This window comes from Natronosporangium hydrolyticum (genome assembly GCF_016925615.1).
Taxonomy (GTDB): domain Bacteria; phylum Actinomycetota; class Actinomycetes; order Mycobacteriales; family Micromonosporaceae; genus Natronosporangium; species Natronosporangium hydrolyticum.
The window spans coordinates 1,718,164-1,738,706 of sequence record NZ_CP070499.1 but is presented as its reverse complement, the minus strand read 5'-3'; the positions used below and the strand labels follow the sequence as shown (position 1 = coordinate 1,738,706).

Sequence of the window (20,543 nt, the reverse complement as noted above, 5' to 3'; positions counted from 1 at the left end):
CCTCCGGCGGGGGAGCACGATCCCGCCGCGAGGTGATGTCCAGCCCGCCCGCCGGCTGCCATGGTGGGCGGCATGACCGGAACCCGCAGCAGTCTCACCTCCCCGCAGCGCTCCTCGCGGTTACGCCGGATCGGCGGCTACGGCGCTGCGCTGGCAATGACGCCGTACCTCATAATGAAGGTCCTGTGGACCTTCGGACTGCTCCTGCCGACAGCGGAGCTGGGTAGCGCAGAATGGCGCGCCGTCAACGCAGCCACGGTTGCGGTCGCGGCGATCGGTATCGGCCTGGCGTTAGCCTGCTGTCGACCGTGGGGCGAACGATTGCCGGCATCGCTGATCGCCCTGCCGGTGTGGATCGGCACCGGTCTGCTCGTACCGATGGTGTTGCTCGCTCCGATCCTGGCGCCGGCCGCGATACTCCGAGATCAGGCCGCAGGCGCCGCCGATGTCTGGATATATGAGCAGATCCTGGTCATAGTGTCGTTGATAGGGGCCGGCGCCGGCCTGCCGCTGGCGCTCGCCGGGTACGTCCGGGCACGGTGGCCAACCGTCGTGAGCGGCCCGCTGAGCCGCCCTACGATGCCTGAGTCCACCCGCGACCTGCAAATCTCGCTCGGTCGGCTCGCGGCCGTCGGTTGTCTCGCCCTCGGAACGGCCAAGGTGTACTGGGCCGCGGGCGGCAGCATCGGCCTGGACCAAGCGCAGCTGGCCGAACGTGACCTGTGGTGGCACGCGCTGTCGCTCAGCACGGGCGCGTGGTCGCTCGCTGGCGCGTGGAGTGTGCTGGTGTTGACCGAGGGTCGCGGCGCGCGACAGTTCCTGCCGCCGATGGTGGTCGCGTGGGTCTCCTCCGGCATGCTCTTCGCCTACAGCCTCTTCTTCGCACTCCGCCCTGACTCGGCCTACGCCCCGGAACATCCGGTGGCCCAGGTAATCACCACCGAAGCCGGCGTTGTCCTCGGCTTGGTAATGGGGTTGACCATCCTGCTGGTACTGCACGATCGTGACCGGGCTAGCCGAACCCAACCAGCCCGGACATCCGACGCGCGGTTGTGAGCTGCGGCACCTCCTGCCGGCGAACCGGAATGAGCGGCGGTCGGTGCCGCCTTAGAGGCTAGTGTGCCGGGGCGCCGCCCCGGCCGCTGCCGCATCAGAGGAGAACCGATGTCCGCCACCCTGGCCGCTGATCCGATCTCGCCGCCCGGAGACGAGCTCAGCGGTTCCAGACGGCTGCGGCTCATCCTCGTCCTCGGTTCGCTGGTCGCGATCGGTCCACTCACCATCGACATGTATCTCCCGGCGTTGCCGGCGCTCACCGAAGAGTTGCAGACCACCAACACCGCCGCCAAGATGACCCTCACCGGCACGCTGCTCGGGCTCGGCTTGGGACAGTTGGTGATCGGCCCGCTCTCCGACTCGCTCGGGCGCCGCGGGCCGTTGCTGGCCGGGCTGGTCGTCCACGTCCTCGCCTCCGCGTTGTGTGTGTTCGCCCCCACCATCGGCGCGCTCAGCCTGTTCCGGGTGTTGCAAGGTTTGGGCGTCGCCGCCGCCGCGGTGGTCGCCATGGCGGTCCTCCGGGACCTGTTCAGCGGCGCCGCCTTCGCCCGGCTGCTCTCCCGGTTGCTGCTGGTGATGGGGGCGGCGCCGATCCTCGCCCCCACGCTCGGCGGCGCCGTGCTGCGGTGGACCGACTGGCGCGGCGTCTTCGTGGTCCTGGCCGGATTCGGCGTACTGCTGATCGCCGTCGCCTTCTACGGACTGCCGGAGTCGCTGCCGCCGGCCCGCCGGCAACCTGCCAGCCTCCGTACCACTCTGCGCAGCTGCCGCACCGTGCTGCGCGACCGTACCTTCGTCGGGCTGGTCCTGGTCGCCGGCCTCGCGATGGCCGCGCTCTTCGCGTACGTCGCCGGCTCGCCCTTCGTTTTCCAGGAGGAGTACGGCCTTAGTGAGCAACAGTTCGCGGTGGCCTTCGGCGCCGGGGCGGTCGGCCTGATCGCCGCCACCCAGCTGAACGCCTGGTTGCTGCGCCGGTACAGTCCGCAGCGTCTGCTGGCAACGGCGCTCGTCGCCGGGAGCGTCGCCGGCCTGGTGCTGGTCGGGTTCGCCGCCACCGGCGTAGGCGGGCTCGTCGGCACCATGGTGCCGCTGTGGCTGGTACTCGCCGCCGCCGGCCTGGCCCTGCCCAACGCCCCGGCGTTGGCGATGTCCCGGCACGGTGAGGCCGCCGGCACCGCAGCGGCGGTTCTCGGGGCGGTGCAGTTCGGCGTCGGCGGGCTCGCCGCACCGGTGGTGGGGCTGGTGGCACCCGGATCGGAAGGGCTGGCGATGGCGGTGGTGATCGCCGGCGGCATGCTCGCCGCCACCCTGCTACTCGCATTCCTGATCCGACGGGGAATCCCGGATCTTCCCCCCGGAGACGGCCATCCAGTGGTGGTCGGCCACTAGCCGCGGACGGCGTCCCCCGCCACCGGCCACACACAGCAGCCGGTCGCCGAGCGGAGCCTCTCTCGGCTCCGCTCGGCGACCGACTGTGGGTGGGTTGGCCCGGACGGACGGGGTCCCGGGCCTTCCCCTAGTGCAGGTAGGTCACTAGCCTTCTTCGCCGTCGGTAACGGTGATGCGCACCGCGTCCACCGCGATCTGCTGGCGGGCGAAGGACATCATCGGCACCCGGTGCGAGCCGTCCCCGGCCCAGACCATGCAGCGGTACATGCCCGGCTCCGAGAGCCCCGGGATCTCCACGGTGACGAAGTCGACCCCGGCGCCGCCGCCGCCGTCCTCGATCGCGGCGAAGAACTGCGGGTCAAGGGTGGTGCTGGCGGCCGGCGCCTGATTGCCGTCCACCAGGTTCAGGCAGCCCGCGTGGAAGTGGCCACGGGTGACCCCGTTCTCGTCGAGGAAGCCCGGCTCCAGGTAGTAGCCGCCGTCCCCAGCGCCCAGGAACCGATCCCGGACCAGGTTGCGGGTGCTCACAGTGATAGTGAAGGTCTCATCGACCGCCACCCAATCGGGGAACTCGGTGATCAACAGGGTCGGGTTGTTATCCGCCGCGCTGACCTCGCCCATGTGCACGTCCACGCACTGCGGCTCGTCCGACTGGAAGCCGGTGTGCAGCGGCAGGTCGCTGTCGTCGCAGGTGCGGCCGAGTACGTCGAGGCCGTTGTTGTTGCCGTCGGCGCCACCGGGGTTGCTGCTGCCAGGAGCAGTGCCATCCCCGGAACCGTCGCCGGAGCCGTCCTCACCGCCATCGCCGGAGCCGTCACCCGAACCGTCACCGTCGCCCGGGCCGCTGCCGTCGCCCGAACCGTCACCGTCGTCGGACCCGCCGTCTTCGCCGCCCGAGCCGCCTTCTTCACAGTCCGGGTTGGTCACCGGCGGCGGCGGAGGCGCATCGTTGCCGCCCCGACCCTTCTTCCGGTAGTGGTAGTGCACGTGGCCTTCGGGGTCTTCCTCAATGTGGAGCTCAAGGTCCTCATCGGTCGAGACCTCCTCGACGGTGACCGTGGTCTCGCAGTCCGCCGCACCAAGACCACCCTCGGTGTCCTCCAGCGCGGACGAGGTCAGCTGGGTCACCGTGAGCAGGCCAGCGACCACACCGAGTCCGGCGAACACAGCAACCAAACGCCGACCCCCTTTGCGTGCCACTGCGGCCCGCCGCCGGCGCGCGTCCTGCCGCATCCGGCCCGCGAACACGCGCTCCCGCAAGGAGTCACGTTCTTGCACGATAGATCACCTCTCTGAAGTCCCTGGTGACAATGTCGATGGGGCGGAAGCTGCGACGCCGAATCGAAATTGTCGTGCGTACTCTTCGTCCAATGTCGGTGGGGTGGACGCACCAGCTCGACGGACAAAACCTAGAAGCCACCGTGGATCAATGTCAAGAAAGCAAGGAAGAATTAAAGTAGCAAAGCTTCCCTTAAACCACGCTTATACGAGGACAAAGAATGGGGCGCGGGAGGGGCCGCCCGGCGGGGCCAGAGTATGGCGTGACCCACAATCTCAGATTCTTCCCCAAGTCTTCAACCATACCGGCGCGGCACACGTACCAGCTGATGACAGGCTCAGGCCGTGGTTCCTCCTCCCGCCCACGGCCTGTGGGAACGCGGCGGCCGGTCGCTGCCCGTGGACAGCGCGGCCGGCCGCCGCCACTCTGCGCTCCCCGCCTAGACGCCGGCGCCGCCACTGCGAGCTTCCGGAATGACGGCGCCGCGAAAATGGTCCAGTCGAAACTTAACGAACAGCGGCGAACTCCGTGGTGAACCGATCTCTCGGCCCACCCGACCGGCCCGGCGATACCGGCCGGGGTGACGACGAAACCGGGCGCATCGGCTGCACTGCAGGCGATACCGGATAGTCGGCGGCCGGTCGCCAACGACCCGGTGGTTCATCGGCCGGACCGTAGCCGGGGTACGGCTCCGGCGGGCCGTAGCCGGGGTACGCCGGCTGGGGATAGTCGGGCTCGGCCGGATAGCTCGCCTGATGGTGCCGGTGTTCGTAACCGGGGTCATGCCCGTCGTACCCGAGCGTCTGCGGATCGCGCGGATAGTGGGGCGAAGCCTGCTCGGGCCCCGATCCGTAGCCAGGTGGCCGGTACCCAGGCTCGCCGCTGTACCCGGGCGGCCCGTAGCCAGCCTCGCCGTAGCCAGCCTCGCCGTACCCGGGCGGCCCGTAGCCGCCGGGGCCGAAACCAGGCTCGGGGCGGTAGTCCGGATAGGCCGGCTGACGCTCGGGCGTTGCCTGGGGCACGGGGCCCCGGTGCGGTGCCGCCGCAAGCTCGCGACGACGACCCGGCGGCGGCCCAGCCTTCGCCGGTTCACGTGGGTCGATCGACTGCCGGCGGGGCGATCCCCGGTACGGCGCGTCCGGGTAGTAGCGGTCAGGGTAGGCCGGCTCGGGATAGGCCGGCTCGGGGTGCCGTGACCGCCCGCGCGGGGCCTCGGAGTAGCGGGGCTCCTGGAATCGGGGCTCCTGGAATCGGGGCTCCTGGTACCGGGGCTCGGGGTACCGGGGCTCGGGGTACCGGGGCTCCGGGAATCGGGGCTCCTGGTACCGGGGCTCCGGGTACGGCGGCTCGGGGTAGCCGCGCCGTTCGCCCGGGGGCGGATGACCTGCCGCTGCCCGCCGGGGCCGGTATTCGGCGGGGGTGTGCGCGACCGGCTCCGGCGCTGGCTCCGCCCGCCGCCGGCGACCTGCCGGCAGCGCGAGCTGATCGCCGGCCGCCCGCCGGCCACCACCACCGCTGCGGGCGTACGCCGGAGCGTACGGTTCGTAGGAGACGTCCCGGACCGCGCTGGCGGGTACGTCGATGGTGTGCCGGGCCGGCGGTTCTGCCGGCGCCGCCTCGATCATGCGGGCGGTGACGGCGCGACGCGGCGGCGCCGGCGGCGAAAGCTTCGGCGGTTCCGCGAGCTGGGCCGGCGCCGCCAGCATCTCCCGAGCCACTGTGGTGAACGCCTTCAGCATGTTCACTGCCGCGACGCCGACCTGCTCGCCGCGCTTGTGGTAGTGGACGATCACGCCGTTGCGGGCGACGTTCTTGTTGCCGCCGCGGCGCTGCTCGACCGAGACCTCGATGTCGTCGCCGGTCGCGACCTCGCCACAGACCTGGATTCGTAGGCCGAACTGTTCGGACCAGTACCGCGGCACCAGCGCCGCCGGGCGGCTGGGATGATCGCTGCCGAGTAGTGACGACGCGGCCGCCCGCCCCTGCTCCAACGCCATGATCCACTGCCCGACCCGGCGCGGTTCGGAACGGTAGCGCAGGTTGGGCCAGCGGGCGATCGTGCCCGCGGCGACCACGTCCTCGCCGCCGACCACTCGCAGGTTCTCGTCGCAGAGGACGCCGTCGGAGATGTCGTAACCGGAGTCCGCCAGCCACTTGGTGTCGGGCCGCTCGCCGATGGTGGCGACCACCACGTCGGTCTCGATCTCCGAGCCGTCGTCCAGGACCACCACCCAGCCGCGCTTGTAGCGCTCCACGCCCTTCACCCGCCGGTTGGCCCGGAGGTCGACGCCGTCGCGGATGACCTCCTCGGTGACGTACTCACCCACCGCGTCCCCGAGCGTCTTGCCCATGACGTGGGCCTGGGTGTTGACCAGCACGCACTCCCGAGCCATCTTCCGGACCGAGTAAGCCACCTCACAGCCGGTCAGGCCGCCGCCGACCACCACGACCTTCTTGGCCCGCTGCAACGCTTTGCGGAGCTGCCAGGCGTCCTTGATGCCGTGCAGGGTGTAGAGGCCCTCTTCGCCTTTCAGCGGCCACTCCTTGGGCCACACTGGCCGGGCACCGGTGGCGATGACCAGACCGTCGTAGCTGAACTCCTCATCCGTGTCGGCGGTGACCACCCGCCGCTCCGGGTCCAGGTGCGCGGCCTTGCGCCCCATCAACCACTGCAGGGCGAGGTCGTCGCCCATCGGCATCTTGGCGTCGGCGGGCCGCTTGTGCCCGGTCAGCAGACCTTTGGAACAGGATGGCCGGTCGTATGGGGCCTCGGGTTCATCGGACATGATCAGGACTTCGCCGCCGAAGCCCTGCCGGCGTAGCTCCTCAGCGGCGGCTACACCGGCGCGGCCGGCGCCCACCACGAGCACCCGGCGGAGGCTGCGACGCTGTCCGGTCTCCCAGTTTCCGCGGAAACGAGTCATGAGTGAAGATGTCCAACCTTCGTCGGTCCGGTCGATCGATTCGGATGTCCCACATGTTCGGTGGCTCAGTCGGTCCGGATGGCTCAGTCGGTCCGGGTGGCCCGGTCGGTCCGGGTGGCCCGGCTAGTCGCGATAGCGGGGGGTACGCCGGCGGCGAGGACCGCCCGCTACCGCGGGCGAGACCGGTTCTTCGGGTGGCCCAGTGTCCCGACGGCCCGGCTCCGGCGGGCCCGGGGTGAGCATGCTGGTGGGGACCTTACTCAGGGTGATGGCGCGGGCCGGGCAGACCTCAGCGGCGCGCACCACCGGCGCGGCCTCCTCGGCCGGCACCGACGCCCGGTAGGCCAGCCGGCCGTCGCTGCGCAGCCGGAAGACGTCCGGGGCTTCGTGCTCGCAGAAGCCGAATCGGGCGCACCGCTGGGCGCTGACATCCACCGAGACGTCCTGCACCTTCTGCCGTGCCGCCTTCTCCTCTCCGCCGGAGAGCCAGCTGCGGATGGTGGCGACCGCCGGGGTGGTGAGTAGCCATACCACCACCGTGACCACCCAGGAACCGGCGACGCCGTAGGTGAGGAAGGCGATGCCGGTGTCCGAGCCGGAGATCAGGACGTGGGCGGTCACCAGAGTGAAGCCCACGTAGGTCATGGTGTGGAGCGCCCGCCACCGGCTGTACCCCAACCAACGCTGGATCATGATCGACATCGCCGCCGCGATCATGATGTACAGGCCGATGATCCCCACCCCGGTCCCGATCGGGTCCCGCCAGTGATAGAAGGGCACCAGTACATCGAGCACCGTGAACAGGTTCGCCGGCTTGGCTAGCTGCGCCGCGGCGTGAACCGCCCCGAGAGTGAGCCCGAGTAACGCCACCGTGGTGTGGGTCGCCAGTAACGTCGAGTGACGAACCCAGGTCAAGGCCCATCCGTTACGAAGGAACATTCCCCACATCACGGCGAGCCACATCAAGAAGAAAGATAGGAAGCCCACCGTGGCGGCGACGAGGTGCAAACTCTCCTGGACACTGCGCACCAAGCAATTATGGGCCACCGACACGGAATGTCAAGGAGTGTGGTCTGACTCCCATATCGGGGCCCTTACCGCAGCTCAGCAGGGTTATGCTAGGACCGGATACAGGCCCCCCACAAGCCCCTGGGCTGCACTTATAAGCCACTCTTAAGACAAGCCTAAGAGTGTCCTGACCCGCATTTTACGGTTGGCCTTTCGCCGCCGAACGCCTAACCTTTGTGGCGGTAATGTTCGGGGGGTTCAGACCAGCATCCTGGATGGAGGTGCCATGATTCCACGCCGGCCGCGTCGGGTGCGCTGGCAACGTTTCGCAGCTCTGTTGGCCGCCGCCGGGATCGGCTTGGCGGTGGCGGTGCTGCCAGCGATCCCCGCGCACGCACAAGAAGAGGGCTTCGTCGACACCGAGTGGGGGCCGCTCGGGCCCGCTGACCGGGACCTGTTGATCAAGGTGCGGTACGCCGGACTGTGGGAGATCCCCGCCGGCCGGATGGCCCAGGAGAAGGGCACCACCGAGCAGATCCGCGAGATCGGCCGGTTCATCGCCGAGGAACACATCGAGCTCGACGACGCCACCCGCGAACTCGCCGCCACCCTCGGCGTGCTGCTGCCGAACGAGGTGTACGCGGACAACCAGGTCTTCCTCGACCGGATGGAGCGGGCCTCGGGTGAAGACTTCGACCTGGAGTTCATCATGCGACTTCGGGAGGCCCACGGTGAGATCTACCCGCAGATCGCCTTCGTCCGGGCCGGCACCCAGAACGACCTGATGCGCGACTTCGCCGACACCGGCGAGCAGTTCGTCAACCGGCACATGGAGTATCTCGAGAGCTCCGGCATCGTCGACTGGCTGCACATTCAACCGCCACCCGAGCCGCACGGCACCCGGAGCCGCTTCCTGAGCGCCAGCCCTGCCGGGGTTGACCCGCTGTTCGTCTGGGGCCTGCTGGGCGTGGCGGCCGCCGCCGGCACCGTCACGGTGATCCGGACTGTGCGTCCTCGGTGATCGCCGGCGCCGGCCGCCTCACTGGTGGTGGCGCCCAGCAACACTCGGGCCCGGGCACCCACGGGGGTGCCCGGGCCCGGGCTGTCTCTCCGGTTACCCGAAAGGACAGTTACAGGTCGGCGGGTCCGGCCTCGGCAGCCTCCGTGGCCGCCTCCGCCGAACGGTCGTCGATCTGGCCCCGGATCTCGTCGGTCCGCGAGTCGGTGCTCAGCTCCGGGCTGGTACGACCGAAGGTCGCCATGGCCGGCGCGAGGTCCTCGCACTGGCCGACGCTCTCGCCCCGTACCCGGTTGTCCGAACCGGTCGGCGCCGACGTGTTGTCGACACAGACCAGGTCGCCCCGGATGACGTTGCCGCCGATCCGGATGTCGGCGTCGTTGTTCCGCAGGGTCACCCCGGCACCGAACACGTTGAACTCGCAGTCGGCCACCGCGGCACCCTCACCGAGCTGGATCAGGTCGCCGCTGTTGCGCAACAGCACCTCGCCGTCGACCTCGGACCGGCAGATCACCGAACCGAGCTGCGCCTGGTTGATGTTGACGCCGCCGGTCACCACGGTGTCCGACACGTCGGTGAGCAGATCCTCGTTGGTACGCACATCCGCGTCGACCCAGCTGGCGAGCACCACGGTCTGGCCGTTCCGCGAGAACAGCTCACCACCGTAGGTGGTCTCTTCGCTGAAGAAGAACCCGGAGTTACGCGCATCCACCCCACCGGCCAGCTCCGACCCCTCGGCCGAGAGCCCGAACGCCTGCCGCAGCGTGGTCACCCCATCCACACTGGAGTCAAGCACCAGGGCGAAGCCATCGGCCCGGACCGTCAGGTCACCACCAACGGTGGTACCGGCCAACGTCAGGTTGGCGTCGGCCCGGACCACCACGTCGCCGGTGACCGTCACGTTGGTCAGGCTGCAGGACTCACCGGCCGGCACCGCGAGGTCGCCGGCGATGGTGAAGTTCTCAGCCGTCCCGCTGCACAGGCTCACCGACTGCGCCTGTGACGGCCCAGCCACCAGCCCGACCGCCACCAGGTTGGCGGCGGCCACGATAGACAACGCGCGCCAGTGGCGACGCGAAGTCATCTTGTTTGTCATTCCCGTCCTCCGTTCGGATGGCACACGCGACCGTCCCGCCTGAGCAGCATTCACAGTTGGACTATGTGGGTGTCCTCCGTGAGGTCCGATCGCGAGTGCCGGGGGGGTTTCCGATGGTCAGGACGCTAGTCGCGGCCGAACCCCGGGGTCAAGGGTGGGCACTAAAGGTGGTTGACTGTTTACCGTGGAGCTACCGGTCAACCCGCCGCTCGAGCCGATGCTCGCCAAGAGCGTGCCCGAGATCCCCCACGCCGCCGGCATGACGTATGAGCCCAAGTGGGACGGCTTCCGCTGCCTCGTCTTTCGCGATGGTGACCAGGTGGAGCTGGGCAGCCGGGGCGGCAAGACCATGCAGCGTTACTTCCCAGAGGTGGTCGAGCAGGTGCTCGGCCAGCTCCCGCGCAGGTGTGTGGTCGACGGCGAGCTGGTCGTGATCCGCCGCGAGCCGGGCGCCCTGCCCCGCCTCGACTTCGAGCAGCTGCAACAGCGGATCCACCCTGCCGCGTCCCGGGTGCGGCGGCTGGCCGAGGAGACGCCGGCCGAGTTCATCGCCTTCGACCTGCTGGCGATCGACGACGAAGCATTGTTGACGGCCCCGTTCCCTGAGCGGCAGGCCCGGCTGGCCGGGGCGCTGGCCGGCGTCACCCCACCGGTCCACCTCACCCCGAGCACCACCGACCCGGCCGTCGCCGAGCACTGGTTCCAGATCTTCGAGGGCGCCGGGCTCGACGGGGTGATCGCCAAACCACCGGACCTGCCGTACGCCCCGGGTAAGCGATCGATGTTCAAGGTGAAGCACGCCCGTACTGCCGATTGTGTGGTCGCCGGCTTCCGCTGGCACAAGTCCGGGCCGGTGGTCGGTTCCCTGCTGCTCGGCCTCTACGACGAGCAGGGCGGCCTCCGGTTCGTCGGCGTCTCGGCGAGCTTCACCGCCGCCCGGCGCCGGGAGCTGCTCGACGAGCTTGAGCCGCACCGGGTGACCGATCTCACCGGGCATCCCTGGGCAGAGTGGGCCGGCGAGCCCGGCACCCGGATGCCCGGCGCGGTGAGCCGCTGGAGCGCCGGCAAGACGCTGGAGTGGCAGCCGCTACGGCCGGAGCTGGTGGTGGAGGTCGGCTACGACGCGATGGAGGGCGACCGGTTCCGGCACACCGCCCAGTTCAAGCGGTGGCGCCCCGACCGCGACCCGCGCTCCTGCGACTACAGCCAACTCGAGCAACCGATCCGGTACGACGTCGACCAAGTGCTCGCGGGCAACCAGTAACGTCGTACGAATGAGTCGCATCCGCCTCCTCGTCGCCCCGGCCACGCTCGTCGCCCTCCTGCTCGCTGGCTGTACCGGAGACTGGCCCGGCACCGACGACGACGCTGCGGGCCCGAGCGGCCCGGCTGCCGCCGACGAGAACGGCGAGGTCGACTGGGCGGCATGCCCGGAGCTGCTGGACGAGCTCTTCGGCGACATCGCCCCACCCGGGCTGATCGACCAGCTCACCGAAGCCACCAGCTACGACTGCGGCACGGTCACCGTGCCGCAGGACTGGGAGCAACCCGACGCTCCAGAGACGCACGAGATCGCGCTGGTCCGCGCCCGCAGCGCCGACCAGTCCGATCGGATCGGCTCGCTGCTGGTCAACCCGGGCGGCCCGGGCGGGTCCGGGATCGAATCGGCGGTGTTCCTGTCGTTCGGGCCGGTCTTCGGCGGGCTCGCCGATTCGGTGACGGCCCGGTTCGACCTGGTCGGTTTCGACCCGCGGGGGGTGGCCCGTTCCAGCCCGGTGGACTGCTTCTCCGATGAAGAGTTGGACGAGTCGTTCGGTGCCGACCCGGATCCGGTCACCCAAGGCGAATTCGACGAGGGGGTCGCCGAAGGTCAGCAGCAGGCCGAGGCCTGCGCCGCCGAGTACGGCGACGCGCTGCGGACGTACTCCACCAAGCAGACCGCACACGACATGGAGGCGATCCGGGTGGCGCTCGGCGACGGCGAGCTCAACTACCTCGGGTTCTCGTACGGCACGCTGCTCGGCGCCACCTACGCCCACATGTATCCCGACCGGATCCGGAGCATGGTGCTCGACGGCGCGATCGACCCCCGGGAGGATCTGCTCACCTCGGTGGAGGGTCAGGCTCAGGGCTTCGAGCGGGCGCTGGACAACTTCTCGCAGTGGTGCGCGGACTCGCCGGACGAGTGTTCGCTGCGGCCCGACGCGCGTACCGCCGTGAGCGACGCGATCGAGGCGGCGCGGGACGAGCCGGTGACCGGCCCGGACGGCCGGGAGGCGACCGCCGGCTGGGTCTTCTGGGCGGTGATCGCCACCCTCTACTCGCAGGATCTGTGGCCGCAGCTCGCCGCCGCCCTGGAGCAGCTTGACGCCGGCGACCCGGCGGTGGTCTTCGAACTCGCCGACGCTTACACCCGGCGCGACGCCGAGGGCAACTACGACAACATGTTCGACGCCAACACCGTGATCAACTGCGCCGACTCTGACACGGAGGTCACCGTCGAGCAGGTCCGCGACCTGCAGGAAGAGTGGCGGGACGAGTACCCGGTCTTCGGGGCACCGCTGGCGGTCGGCGTGGCCGGGTGCGCGCTCTGGCCGGTGCCGAGCGACCCCTACCCCACCGGGCCCGCCGAGGGGGCACCGCCGATCCTGGTCATCGGCACGCTCGGCGACCCGGCCACCCCGTACGAGGCGACCGCGGGGCTGGCGGAGCTGCTCGGCGTCGGCGTGGTGCTCACCTACGAGGGTGAGGGCCACACCGCTTATCCGGAGGTCAGCTGTATCGCCGACGCGGTCGACGCCTACCTGATCGACCTGACCGTCCCCGAGGAAGGAACCCGCTGCCCGGCGGAGTGACCGGCCCGGCACCGCCGGCCATGCTCACCGCGGCCGGCGGTGCTGGTAGATAACCCCGGTCTGGTAAGCGGCGAACCCTAACCGCTCGTTGATCGCCGCCATGTGGCCGTTGGTGTCGGCGTTGCCGGTGTGCACGTACCCCAGCTCCGGGAAGGTGTGGCGGGCCAACCGGTGAACCGCGATCTTCAACAGTATGCCGAGCCGGTGGCCACGGTGCCGAGGGTCGACCACCGTCAACGTCACTGACCCGCGGTCGCCCGTTGGCCGCACCTTGAGCTGGCTGATCCCCGCCAACCCGGTGTCGCGGTGCTGGGCCACCGCCGAGACCAGATGGCTGGTCCGGAGAAGCTCACGCTCCTCCGCGCGCACCCTGGGCGCGTCCAGGGTGCTCTGCACGGAGAGCTCGCCGGCCGGCGCGTCGGCCACGAGCCGGTTGCCCAGGTAGGCGACCCCGTCCAGGAAGCTTTCCGGAGTCTCCCCGGTCCAGCTGTGCAGCTGATATTCGGAGGCGTGGGGCTGACACTGCTCAGCCAGCTGCTGCTCGGCCGCCTCGTCCACGGCAGCGAGATCGAGCCGGCGCTGGACCAGGGTGAGCCCCGGTGAGAACTCGAGCCGCTCCAGGAAGCGGGCGCCGGCGTCGGGCCGGGCCGGGCCGTCCGGATGCGGCCGGATCGCGCCGCTGACCACCGTGGACCGCTCCGCCTCGTCGCTGCGACGGAAGGCGCGTTCCATGAGTGCCCGTCCGATGCCTCGGCGCCGGTGGCCGGGAGCCACCTCGACGAAGACCTCCGCCAGCTGGCGGTTATCGATCTGCGGCAACTTCAGCCTGGCGACGGCGACCAACCCGCCGTCCACCCGGGCGGCGAGCCACTGGCGTTGGTACTCCCGGCTGGGGTGAGCGATCTCCGCGAGCAGCTGGGAGCGCAGCGGCGGCGGCTCATCCGGTGTGTCGGCGGCGTGCGCTGCGTGCCGTAGCGCGAGCAACTCCTCGGTCTCGGCAGAGTCAGGACGGTCAATGAGGTCGATCTCCATGACGCCATAGTGACATCACTATAGGGTCATGCGCCAATCGGTGTCGGGGATCCGACGGATCGAGTCAGGACTCCGGTTGGCGGGCCCGGCTCGGCTGCACCCGCATCGGCTCCCCCGGCATCTTCGGGTGGTCCGGGGGATAGGGCAGGTCCCCGTCCCCGCCATGCTCGTCCCGCTCGGCCCACTCCAGCAACGGCGTAATGTCCCACGGGTGGTCGTCGATCCCGGCGTGCGGATCCCCCCGCTGCGCAAGCCGAGGCGGCACGCTCGCCAGGTCGAAGTCGTCCGGGTCGCACGCGGGCAGTTCCTCCCACGCCACCGGGGTGGAGACGGTGGCGCGCTGGTTCGCCCGCAACGAGTACGCGCAGGCGATGGTCCGATCCCGGGCCATCTGGTTGTAGTCGAGGAAGACGTGCTCGCCCCGCTGCTCCTTCCACCAGGCGGTGGTCACCAGATCCGGCCGGCGCCGGGCCACCTCCCGGCCGAACGCGATCACCGCCCGGCGTACCTCGGTGAACGTCCACCGCGGCTGGATCCGCAGGTAGACGTGGACACCCCGGCCACCGGAGGTCTTCGGCCAGCCCACCGCGCCCAGCTCAGCCAGCAGCGCCCGCACCTCGCCAGCGGCCTCGACCGCCTCGGCGAACCCGGTGCCCGGCTGCGGGTCCAGGTCGATCCGCAGCTCGTCCGGGTGCTCCACGTCGCCCTTGCGAACCGGCCATGGGTGGAACACGATGGTGCCGAGCTGGGCCGCCCAGGCGACATGGGCCAGGTCGGCCGGGCACAGCTCGTCGGCGGTCCGGCCGCTCGGGAAGGCGATCTCGGCCCGAGCCAACCAGTCGGGGGCGGTCTTCGGCACCCGTTTCTGGTAGAAGGCGTCGCCCCGGTTGTCCTGCCGGGTGGCGAGCTTCGCCCCCTCGATCACGCCCTGCGGCCAGCGTTCCAGGGTGGTGGGCCGGTCGCGTAGCGCCCGCATGATCCCCTCCGACACCGAGAGGTAGTAGGAGAAGACATCGCGCTTGGTGAACCCGCGCGCGGGAAAGTAGACCCGGTCGGGGTTGGTCAGCCGGATCGTCCGCCCGGCGACCTCGACCTCTTCAGCAGTTGCCTTAGCCACCCCCCGAACCTACGCCCCCCCACCCGGCTGATCATGGACTTAAGTACCTGAACCAGCGGGTTTTCCGCGCCCAACTCCATGATCAACCCGAAGGCGAGGGCGTTTCAGTCCATGTTGTGGCCGCCGTTGACGGTGATGCGCTGGCCGGTGATGAATCCGGCCTCGCCGGAGGCCAGGTAGGAGACGGCGCTCGCCACGTCTTCGGGGACGCCCATCCGGCCCAGCGGTACATCGGCGCGGTATCCGGCCACCTCGGCGTCGGACAGTTCGCCGTGGCGCTCCACCGGGATCCAGCCGGGCGCCACCAGATTCACGGTGATCCCGTCACCGCCGAGTTCCCGCGCCCACGATCGGGTAAGTCCCCACTGCGCGCCCTTTGCCGCCACATACGCCGAGCAAGCGGGCAGCGCCCGCTCGAACATGTCCGAGCCCAGCTGGATCACCCGCCCGTACCCCGCGCGACGCATGTCCGGCAGCACCGCCTGCAGCAACAACGTGGGGCTCTTCACGAAGAATTCGAGCTGGTCCAGGTGGTCCTGCCAGCTGAGGCGGTCGATCGGCACCTCCGGTTGGGGGCCGGTCGCGTTCGCCACCAGTGCCCCCACCGGACCGAGCGCAGAGCGTACCCGTGCCACCAGGTCGGCCACCGCCGCTTCGTCGGTCACGTCGGCGCCGAACCCGTCCGCAACACCGCCGGCAGCGCGGATGTCCGCTACTACCCGCTCCGCCGCCGCCCGGCTCCTGGCATAGTTCACCGCCACGGCCCAGCCATCCGCGGCTAGTCGCCGCGAGATGACCGCACCCAGGCCGCGGGAAGCTCCGGAGACCAACGCCACACCAACCATCACCGACCTCCTCGATCAAACGGGCTCCTGGCGGCGCTGCCGTGGGGACAGCACCACCAGCAGTAACAGCAAGGGAATGGGCAGCAGGAACGCCAACCGCAGGCCGATCGCCCCGTCCAGCCACGCCAGCACCGCTGGCGCGGCCAACACCGCGCTGCCGGATGCCAGCGAACCGATCGACGCCGCGTGGCGTGGCCGCAGCCCCGGCACGGCCACCAGCTGGGCCAGGGTGATCGGGTACAGCAGCGCGATGCCGAGACTGGCGATGGTGATGCCCACCGTCACCGGAATTGGATCGTCGCCGACAAAGACAACCACCGTGCCCGTCATCGCGACCAGGCTGGCGAGCACCAGCGCCCCCGGCCACTGTGCGATCCGGATCCCGCCGAGCCGGCCGACCGCCATGCCGAGGACGAACCCCGTGCTCAACACCGAGGCAGCCCCGAGCGACGCGCCAGTGTCCTGCAGTCGGGACACCGCCCAGACCACGAAACAGAACTCCGCCGCCACCGCCAGCACGATCCGCAACCACCCGATGGTCGCCGGAGCTGCCACCACCCGGGGGGCGTCGGTCACCGCTGCCCCCCACATCTGTTGGTGTGCGGCCGGCACACCCCGGTCGGGGACGACTCGCCGCGCAGCGGCGATTATCAGCACCGGCACGGGTGCCAGCAGCCCCCACCGACCAGACACGCCGACCTGTTGCAGGGCCCCGATCACCATCGGCGCGCACACCCCGCCAGCGCTCGCCGCGGCCACCGCCCGGGTCAGCCGCCGCGCTGCGTCCGGCCCTGCCAGCAGCGCCGGGGTGACCAGGACGATCGCCGCACAGCCGAGACCGACCAACACCGAACCCGTACCGGCCACTGGCAGCACTGGGGTCGCGGCCATGCCGATCGCGCCCACCGCCGTCGCGAACGCCCCCAGCCGCAGCAGCCGCCCGGCACCGACCCGCAGGACGGTGGGACCGAGCACCGCGGCCAGCACCAGACCACCACCGAAGGTGGAGGTCACCCACACCAGTTCGCCACGGGGACGCTCGAGTTCGTCTGCCAGCACCGCCAGGTACGCGCCGAAGGTGGCGACCAGGAATCCGAGCGCGACCTGCCCGGTGCAGACGGCCGCATCCACGTTGCCTCGGTTCGGGGCGGCCACTGGCCGCGGCGGCTCTGGTGGCGGGGGCTCTGGTGGCGGGGGCTCTGGTGGCGGGGGCTCTGGTGGCGGGGGCTCTGGTGGCGGCCCGCCGCTGGGGTGGCCCCGGCGCGGCCGTGCGATGGTCTGCCACCACGACGTCAGCACGTGCCGCGCCAGCGGTCGTGCTGCGGGTCCACCATCCACTCGACGCTCCAGCGCTGATAGGCCCTTGCCACCGCCGCGTCGGGGTCCCCCAGGGTGCCGTCCAGGTCGAGCAGAATGGCCTTGATCTTGCGGAGAAGCTCCATGTCGCCCATCCCGGATTGTATTAAGCTCGCGTGGCGAGGATAAGTGCGAGAAGAGGATCATGCAAGCCCGAACTAGGACCGGACGAGCCGCGACGGCTCGTTGGCTGGGCGCCCTTGACCTGCTACGCCTGGTACGCCGGCAGCCGGGCATTACTCGTGCCCAGGCCGCCCGGACGCTGGAGATCAGCAGCAGTTCGGCTACCGAGATCGCCGCCCGCCTCCGCGGACTGCAACTACTCGATGAGCGTCAGGCGCCACCCACGGGCCGGGGCCGGCCCACCACCACGCTGCACGCGCACGCCGACGGGCCGGTGGTGGCCGCCGTGGAGATCCGCCACGAGGACTGGCGGGTGAGCGTGGTCGACCTGGAGAGCCGCCTCCACAGCCCGGCCGCCGGCCGGCACCGCGACCAGCGCCCCGCCGCGGTGGCGGCCGGGCTGCGCGACGTCCTGGCATCGATTGCCGAGTCCTACGGCCACCGGCTGCGCGCCGTCTCGGTCTCGGTCGCCGCCACCGTGTGCAACGACCGGATCGTGCAGGCGAGCACGCTGGGCTGGGAGGAGGTCGACCTGGGCCGACTGGTGCCGGGAGTGCCCCAGTTCCTCGGCAACGACGCCACCCTCGCCGGGGTCGCGGAGGCCCGGCGGCACTACCCCGACCGCACCGTGCTGTATCTGACCGTCGAGGTAGGAGTAGGCGGTATCCTCGTACAAAATGGGCAAGCTGTCGCCGGAGCTACCGCGGCCGGCGGCGAGTTCGGACACCTGCCCTTCGGCGACCACGCCCTGACCTGTCCCTGCGGGGCTCGCGGCTGCTGGGACATCGAAGTGGATGGACGCGCTATGGCCCGTCACCGCGGCCACCCGGCGCCAGCTGACCCGCGCAGCTACGCCGAGGCCACCCTGGCCGACGATGGCGCGCCGGCCCGCGCAGCGGTGCACCGCTGCGCGGAGGCGTTCGGCCGAGGGACGGCCGGGCTGGTCAACGCGCTGGACCCGGCCGTGGTGGCGCTCGGCGGGCTGGCCACCGCGCTGTACCAGCACTCCGGCGCGGCGCTCACCGATAGTTACACCGCCGGGCTGATGCGGTTCCGCCGCTCGGCACCGGCCCCGCTGCGACCCAGTGAGCTTCGCGACAGCGGCTCGATGATGGGCGCCGCCGACGTCGCCTTCGATGCGATCCTCACCGAACGCGGCGTGACGGAGTGGTCTCCCGGCCGATCATGAGCGTGTTGACCGACACGCCGCGCGTGTCGGTCAACACGCTCATGATCGGCCGGGAGGGAGCGGGGACGGCCGGAAGCGACCAGCAGCGCCCGCAGAGCACGTTGTGGCCACAATACTGTGATACATTTTTCCCATGCCGACGACTAGCGACCACTCGGTTGGCCTGCGGGAGCTACGCCACCACACGAGTGAGGTGCTGGCTCGGGTGCGACACGGGGAGACCATCGACGTGACCGAGTACGGGCGGCTGGTTGCTCGGATCGTGCCGGTCGAGCAGCGGGAGCCCGCGCCGGTGCTGGACCGCATGATCTCCGCTGGTCGGGTGCGGTTGGCGACCCGCCCTGGTTACCGGCCCCGGATGCGGCCCGCGAGCGGCGCGGATCGACTCGGCGACGCCCTTGCCGATCTCCGCGCCGAGGAACGCTGGTGAGCGTCTACTACCTCGACACCTCCGCGGCGCTCAAGCTCCTAGCCGAAGAGAGCCATTCCCGCGCATTCGCGACCTTCTATGATGACCATGCTAACGCGTCATGGGTCAGCTCGGCGCTGCTCCAGATCGAGGTGATCCGCGCCGTCACCAGAGTCATGCCGGCCGTGCTACCCGACGCAAGGGACCTCCTGTCGGCGTTCGACTACGTGGCCATCGATGACGAGATCGTCGATGCCGCCATGAGCGAACCCGACCGAGGGTTGCGTTCACTGGATGCGATCCACCTCGCGACCGCCCGGGCGCTCGACCCCGACCTGACCGGCGTGGTCACCTACGGCGACCGGTTAGCACGGGCGGCGCAGGACGCCGGCATGACGGTGTTCGCCCCCCAAGACTGACGGGCCGCCAACCCTCACCAGACGGGTTGATCATGGGGTTTGGGACGTCAAATCGCCCCGACAAGGCACCTAGGTCCATGATCAACTCGGGGTGGCGGGGGGTGGGAGCGCGCGTAGGCTGGACGGGTGGAACGAACCGATACGCAATGGCGGGAGTTGCTGAACCCCGAGGAGTTTCGAGTGCTTCGGCAGGGCGGCACCGAAACCCCGTGGACCGGCGAGTATGTCGATACCAAAACCCCCGGCACCTATTACTGCCGGGCCTGTAATGCCGCCCTGTTTACCAGCGACACCAAGTTCGACTCACACTGCGGCTGGCCCTCATTCGACCAGGCGATCCCCGGCGCGATCCGCTACCTTGAGGACCGTTCGCTGGGCATGGTCCGGGTTGAGGTACGCTGCGCCGCCTGCGACTCACACCTGGGTCATCGCTTCGACGGCGAGGGGTTCACCCCCACCGACGCCCGCTACTGCATCAACAGCGTGGCGATGCGGCTAGATCCGAGCTGATCCGAGCGATCAGCCCGACCAGTGTTCTAGATCACAATAGCCCTTAATCGGAAACGGTATTCATTGCGCAAAGAGTAGCTTCGAGTTGTTTCTGGGGTTTCGGTTGCGCCCGGGCCGGGAAATCGCCAGGCTGAACACGGCGATATCTACGGGGGTGAACCGCCATGGCGACCTGTGAAGTGTGCGGTAACGAGTACTGGATGGCGTTCGAGGTCCGCACCTCGGGCGGCAACACCCACACCTTCGATTCTTTCGAATGTGCAATCCACAAGCTCGCGCCCGTCTGCGAGCACTGCGGGTGCAAGATCGTCGGCCACGGCGTCGAGGTCTCCGGCCGATTCTTCTGCTGCGCACACTGCGCCCGGATGGTCGAGGACCAGGGCAGTCAGCTTCGCGACACGGTCGGTGCTCACCCCGCGTGAGCGAGGGCTAATCTAGCGGGGTGCCAGCCACCTCGATCGATGGCGTCCGGGTCGCGAACTTCACCGACCTCGATGCCACCACGTTGTACGAACTGCTCCGGCTACGAGTTGACGTGTTCGTGGTCGAGCAACAGTGCCCCTATCCAGAGCTGGATGGTCGGGACATCGAACCCACCACCCGGCACCTGTGGCTGCCCGACCCAGAGCGGGCCGGGTCGGCACTGGCCTACCTGCGGCTGCTCGCCGAGCCGGACCAGACGGTCCGGATCGGCCGGGTGGCGGTTGCGCTGCGGGCGCGCGGCGCCGGCCTCGCCCGGCGACTCATGCCCGCCGCCCTCGCGTTGGTCTACCAGCGCACCTGCGTGCTGGATGCGCAGTCCCAGCTGGTCGACTTCTACCAGCAGTACGGCTTCCGTCCCACCGGTCCAGAGTATCTAGACGACGGCATCCCACACGTGCCAATGCGGCGCGAGCGGTGACAGCGCCGCATCAGCAG

20 protein-coding genes are annotated in these 20,543 nt (G+C 69.9%); 11 read left to right on the top strand and 9 right to left on the bottom strand.

Going from position 1 to position 20,543, the window contains the following annotated elements; genetic code table 11:
- The first annotated feature begins 72 nt into the window (after positions 1-72).
- Complete coding sequence (locus tag JQS43_RS07825; RefSeq protein WP_239678394.1) at positions 73-1,056, top strand: hypothetical protein; 984 nt, start codon at positions 73-75, stop codon at positions 1,054-1,056.
- 108 nt (positions 1,057-1,164) lie between these two features.
- Positions 1,165-2,445, top strand: coding sequence for a multidrug effflux MFS transporter (locus JQS43_RS07820; protein ID WP_239678393.1), 1,281 nt, complete (start codon positions 1,165-1,167; stop codon positions 2,443-2,445).
- A 144-nt stretch (positions 2,446-2,589) separates the two neighbouring features.
- Here JQS43_RS07820 and JQS43_RS07815 read toward each other — a convergent pair whose 3' ends face one another.
- The 3 genes from JQS43_RS07815 to JQS43_RS07805 form a co-directional block, all read right to left on the bottom strand.
- Positions 2,590-3,621, bottom strand: coding sequence for a hypothetical protein (locus JQS43_RS07815; RefSeq protein WP_239678392.1), 1,032 nt, complete (start codon positions 3,619-3,621; stop codon positions 2,590-2,592).
- 609 nt (positions 3,622-4,230) lie between these two features.
- Positions 4,231-6,648, bottom strand: a complete 2,418-nt coding sequence (locus JQS43_RS07810) for an NAD(P)/FAD-dependent oxidoreductase (RefSeq protein WP_239678391.1) — start codon at positions 6,646-6,648, stop codon at positions 4,231-4,233.
- Between the two features lie 123 nt (positions 6,649-6,771).
- Positions 6,772-7,677 (bottom strand): ferredoxin, encoded by a 906-nt coding sequence (locus JQS43_RS07805; protein WP_239678390.1) that lies wholly within the window; start codon positions 7,675-7,677, stop codon positions 6,772-6,774.
- Positions 7,678-7,942: 265 nt separating this feature from the next.
- On the opposite strand from JQS43_RS07805, the gene JQS43_RS07800 reads away from it, so the two are divergent.
- Positions 7,943-8,677: a DUF4142 domain-containing protein gene (locus tag JQS43_RS07800; protein ID WP_239678389.1), complete on the top strand. Its 735-nt coding sequence runs from the start codon at positions 7,943-7,945 to the stop codon at positions 8,675-8,677.
- Positions 8,678-8,786: 109 nt separating this feature from the next.
- Here the strand turns inward: JQS43_RS07800 and JQS43_RS07795 are convergent, their stop codons facing one another.
- Entirely contained in the window at positions 8,787-9,770 is a 984-nt protein-coding gene (locus JQS43_RS07795; RefSeq protein WP_239678388.1) for a hypothetical protein, read from the bottom strand.
- A gap of 184 nt (positions 9,771-9,954) precedes the next feature.
- On the opposite strand from JQS43_RS07795, the gene JQS43_RS07790 reads away from it, so the two are divergent.
- Together JQS43_RS07790 and JQS43_RS07785 are read left to right on the top strand one after the other, a co-directional pair.
- Positions 9,955-11,034: an ATP-dependent DNA ligase gene (locus tag JQS43_RS07790; protein ID WP_239678387.1), complete on the top strand. Its 1,080-nt coding sequence runs from the start codon at positions 9,955-9,957 to the stop codon at positions 11,032-11,034.
- A gap of 10 nt (positions 11,035-11,044) precedes the next feature.
- Positions 11,045-12,625, top strand: coding sequence for an alpha/beta hydrolase (locus JQS43_RS07785; RefSeq protein ID WP_239678386.1), 1,581 nt, complete (start codon positions 11,045-11,047; stop codon positions 12,623-12,625).
- Positions 12,626-12,649: 24 nt separating this feature from the next.
- Here the strand turns inward: JQS43_RS07785 and JQS43_RS07780 are convergent, their stop codons facing one another.
- The 5 genes from JQS43_RS07780 to JQS43_RS07760 all read right to left on the bottom strand — a co-directional run bounded on the left by JQS43_RS07780 (position 12,650) and on the right by JQS43_RS07760 (position 17,070).
- The gene (locus JQS43_RS07780) at positions 12,650-13,657 is read right to left on the bottom strand and encodes a GNAT family N-acetyltransferase (RefSeq protein WP_239678385.1); all 1,008 of its coding nucleotides are present in this window, start codon (positions 13,655-13,657) and stop codon (positions 12,650-12,652) included.
- A gap of 64 nt (positions 13,658-13,721) precedes the next feature.
- Positions 13,722-14,774 carry a non-homologous end-joining DNA ligase gene (ligD, locus tag JQS43_RS07775; protein WP_239678384.1) on the bottom strand — a complete coding sequence of 351 codons (1,053 nt, stop codon included), beginning with the start codon at positions 14,772-14,774 and terminating at the stop codon, positions 13,722-13,724.
- A 104-nt stretch (positions 14,775-14,878) separates the two neighbouring features.
- Complete coding sequence (locus JQS43_RS07770) at positions 14,879-15,619, bottom strand: SDR family oxidoreductase (RefSeq protein ID WP_239678383.1); 741 nt, start codon at positions 15,617-15,619, stop codon at positions 14,879-14,881.
- A 15-nt stretch (positions 15,620-15,634) separates the two neighbouring features.
- Complete coding sequence (locus JQS43_RS07765; RefSeq protein ID WP_239678382.1) at positions 15,635-16,750, bottom strand: MFS transporter; 1,116 nt, start codon at positions 16,748-16,750, stop codon at positions 15,635-15,637.
- A gap of 161 nt (positions 16,751-16,911) precedes the next feature.
- Complete coding sequence (locus JQS43_RS07760; RefSeq protein ID WP_239678381.1) at positions 16,912-17,070, bottom strand: hypothetical protein; 159 nt, start codon at positions 17,068-17,070, stop codon at positions 16,912-16,914.
- Between the two features lie 50 nt (positions 17,071-17,120).
- Here JQS43_RS07760 and JQS43_RS07755 point away from each other — a divergent pair, with 50 nt between their 5' ends.
- From JQS43_RS07755 to JQS43_RS07730, 6 genes are all read left to right on the top strand, one after another.
- Positions 17,121-18,287, top strand: a complete 1,167-nt coding sequence (locus JQS43_RS07755) for an ROK family transcriptional regulator (RefSeq protein WP_239678380.1) — start codon at positions 17,121-17,123, stop codon at positions 18,285-18,287.
- A 133-nt stretch (positions 18,288-18,420) separates the two neighbouring features.
- Complete coding sequence (locus tag JQS43_RS07750) at positions 18,421-18,717, top strand: type II toxin-antitoxin system Phd/YefM family antitoxin (RefSeq protein WP_239678379.1); 297 nt, start codon at positions 18,421-18,423, stop codon at positions 18,715-18,717.
- A complete protein-coding gene (locus JQS43_RS07745) occupies positions 18,714-19,115 on the top strand; it encodes a type II toxin-antitoxin system VapC family toxin (protein ID WP_239678378.1) in 402 nt (133 codons plus the stop codon). Before JQS43_RS07750 ends, JQS43_RS07745 begins: the two co-directional genes overlap by 4 nt.
- A 126-nt stretch (positions 19,116-19,241) precedes the next feature.
- Positions 19,242-19,625, top strand: a complete 384-nt coding sequence (gene msrB, locus JQS43_RS07740; protein WP_239678377.1) for a peptide-methionine (R)-S-oxide reductase MsrB — start codon at positions 19,242-19,244, stop codon at positions 19,623-19,625.
- 164 nt (positions 19,626-19,789) lie between these two features.
- Positions 19,790-20,047, top strand: a complete 258-nt coding sequence (locus JQS43_RS07735) for a Prokaryotic metallothionein (RefSeq protein WP_239678376.1) — start codon at positions 19,790-19,792, stop codon at positions 20,045-20,047.
- 20 nt (positions 20,048-20,067) lie between these two features.
- Positions 20,068-20,526 (top strand): GNAT family N-acetyltransferase, encoded by a 459-nt coding sequence (locus JQS43_RS07730; RefSeq protein WP_239678375.1) that lies wholly within the window; start codon positions 20,068-20,070, stop codon positions 20,524-20,526.
- The last annotated feature ends 17 nt before the right edge of the window (positions 20,527-20,543 follow it).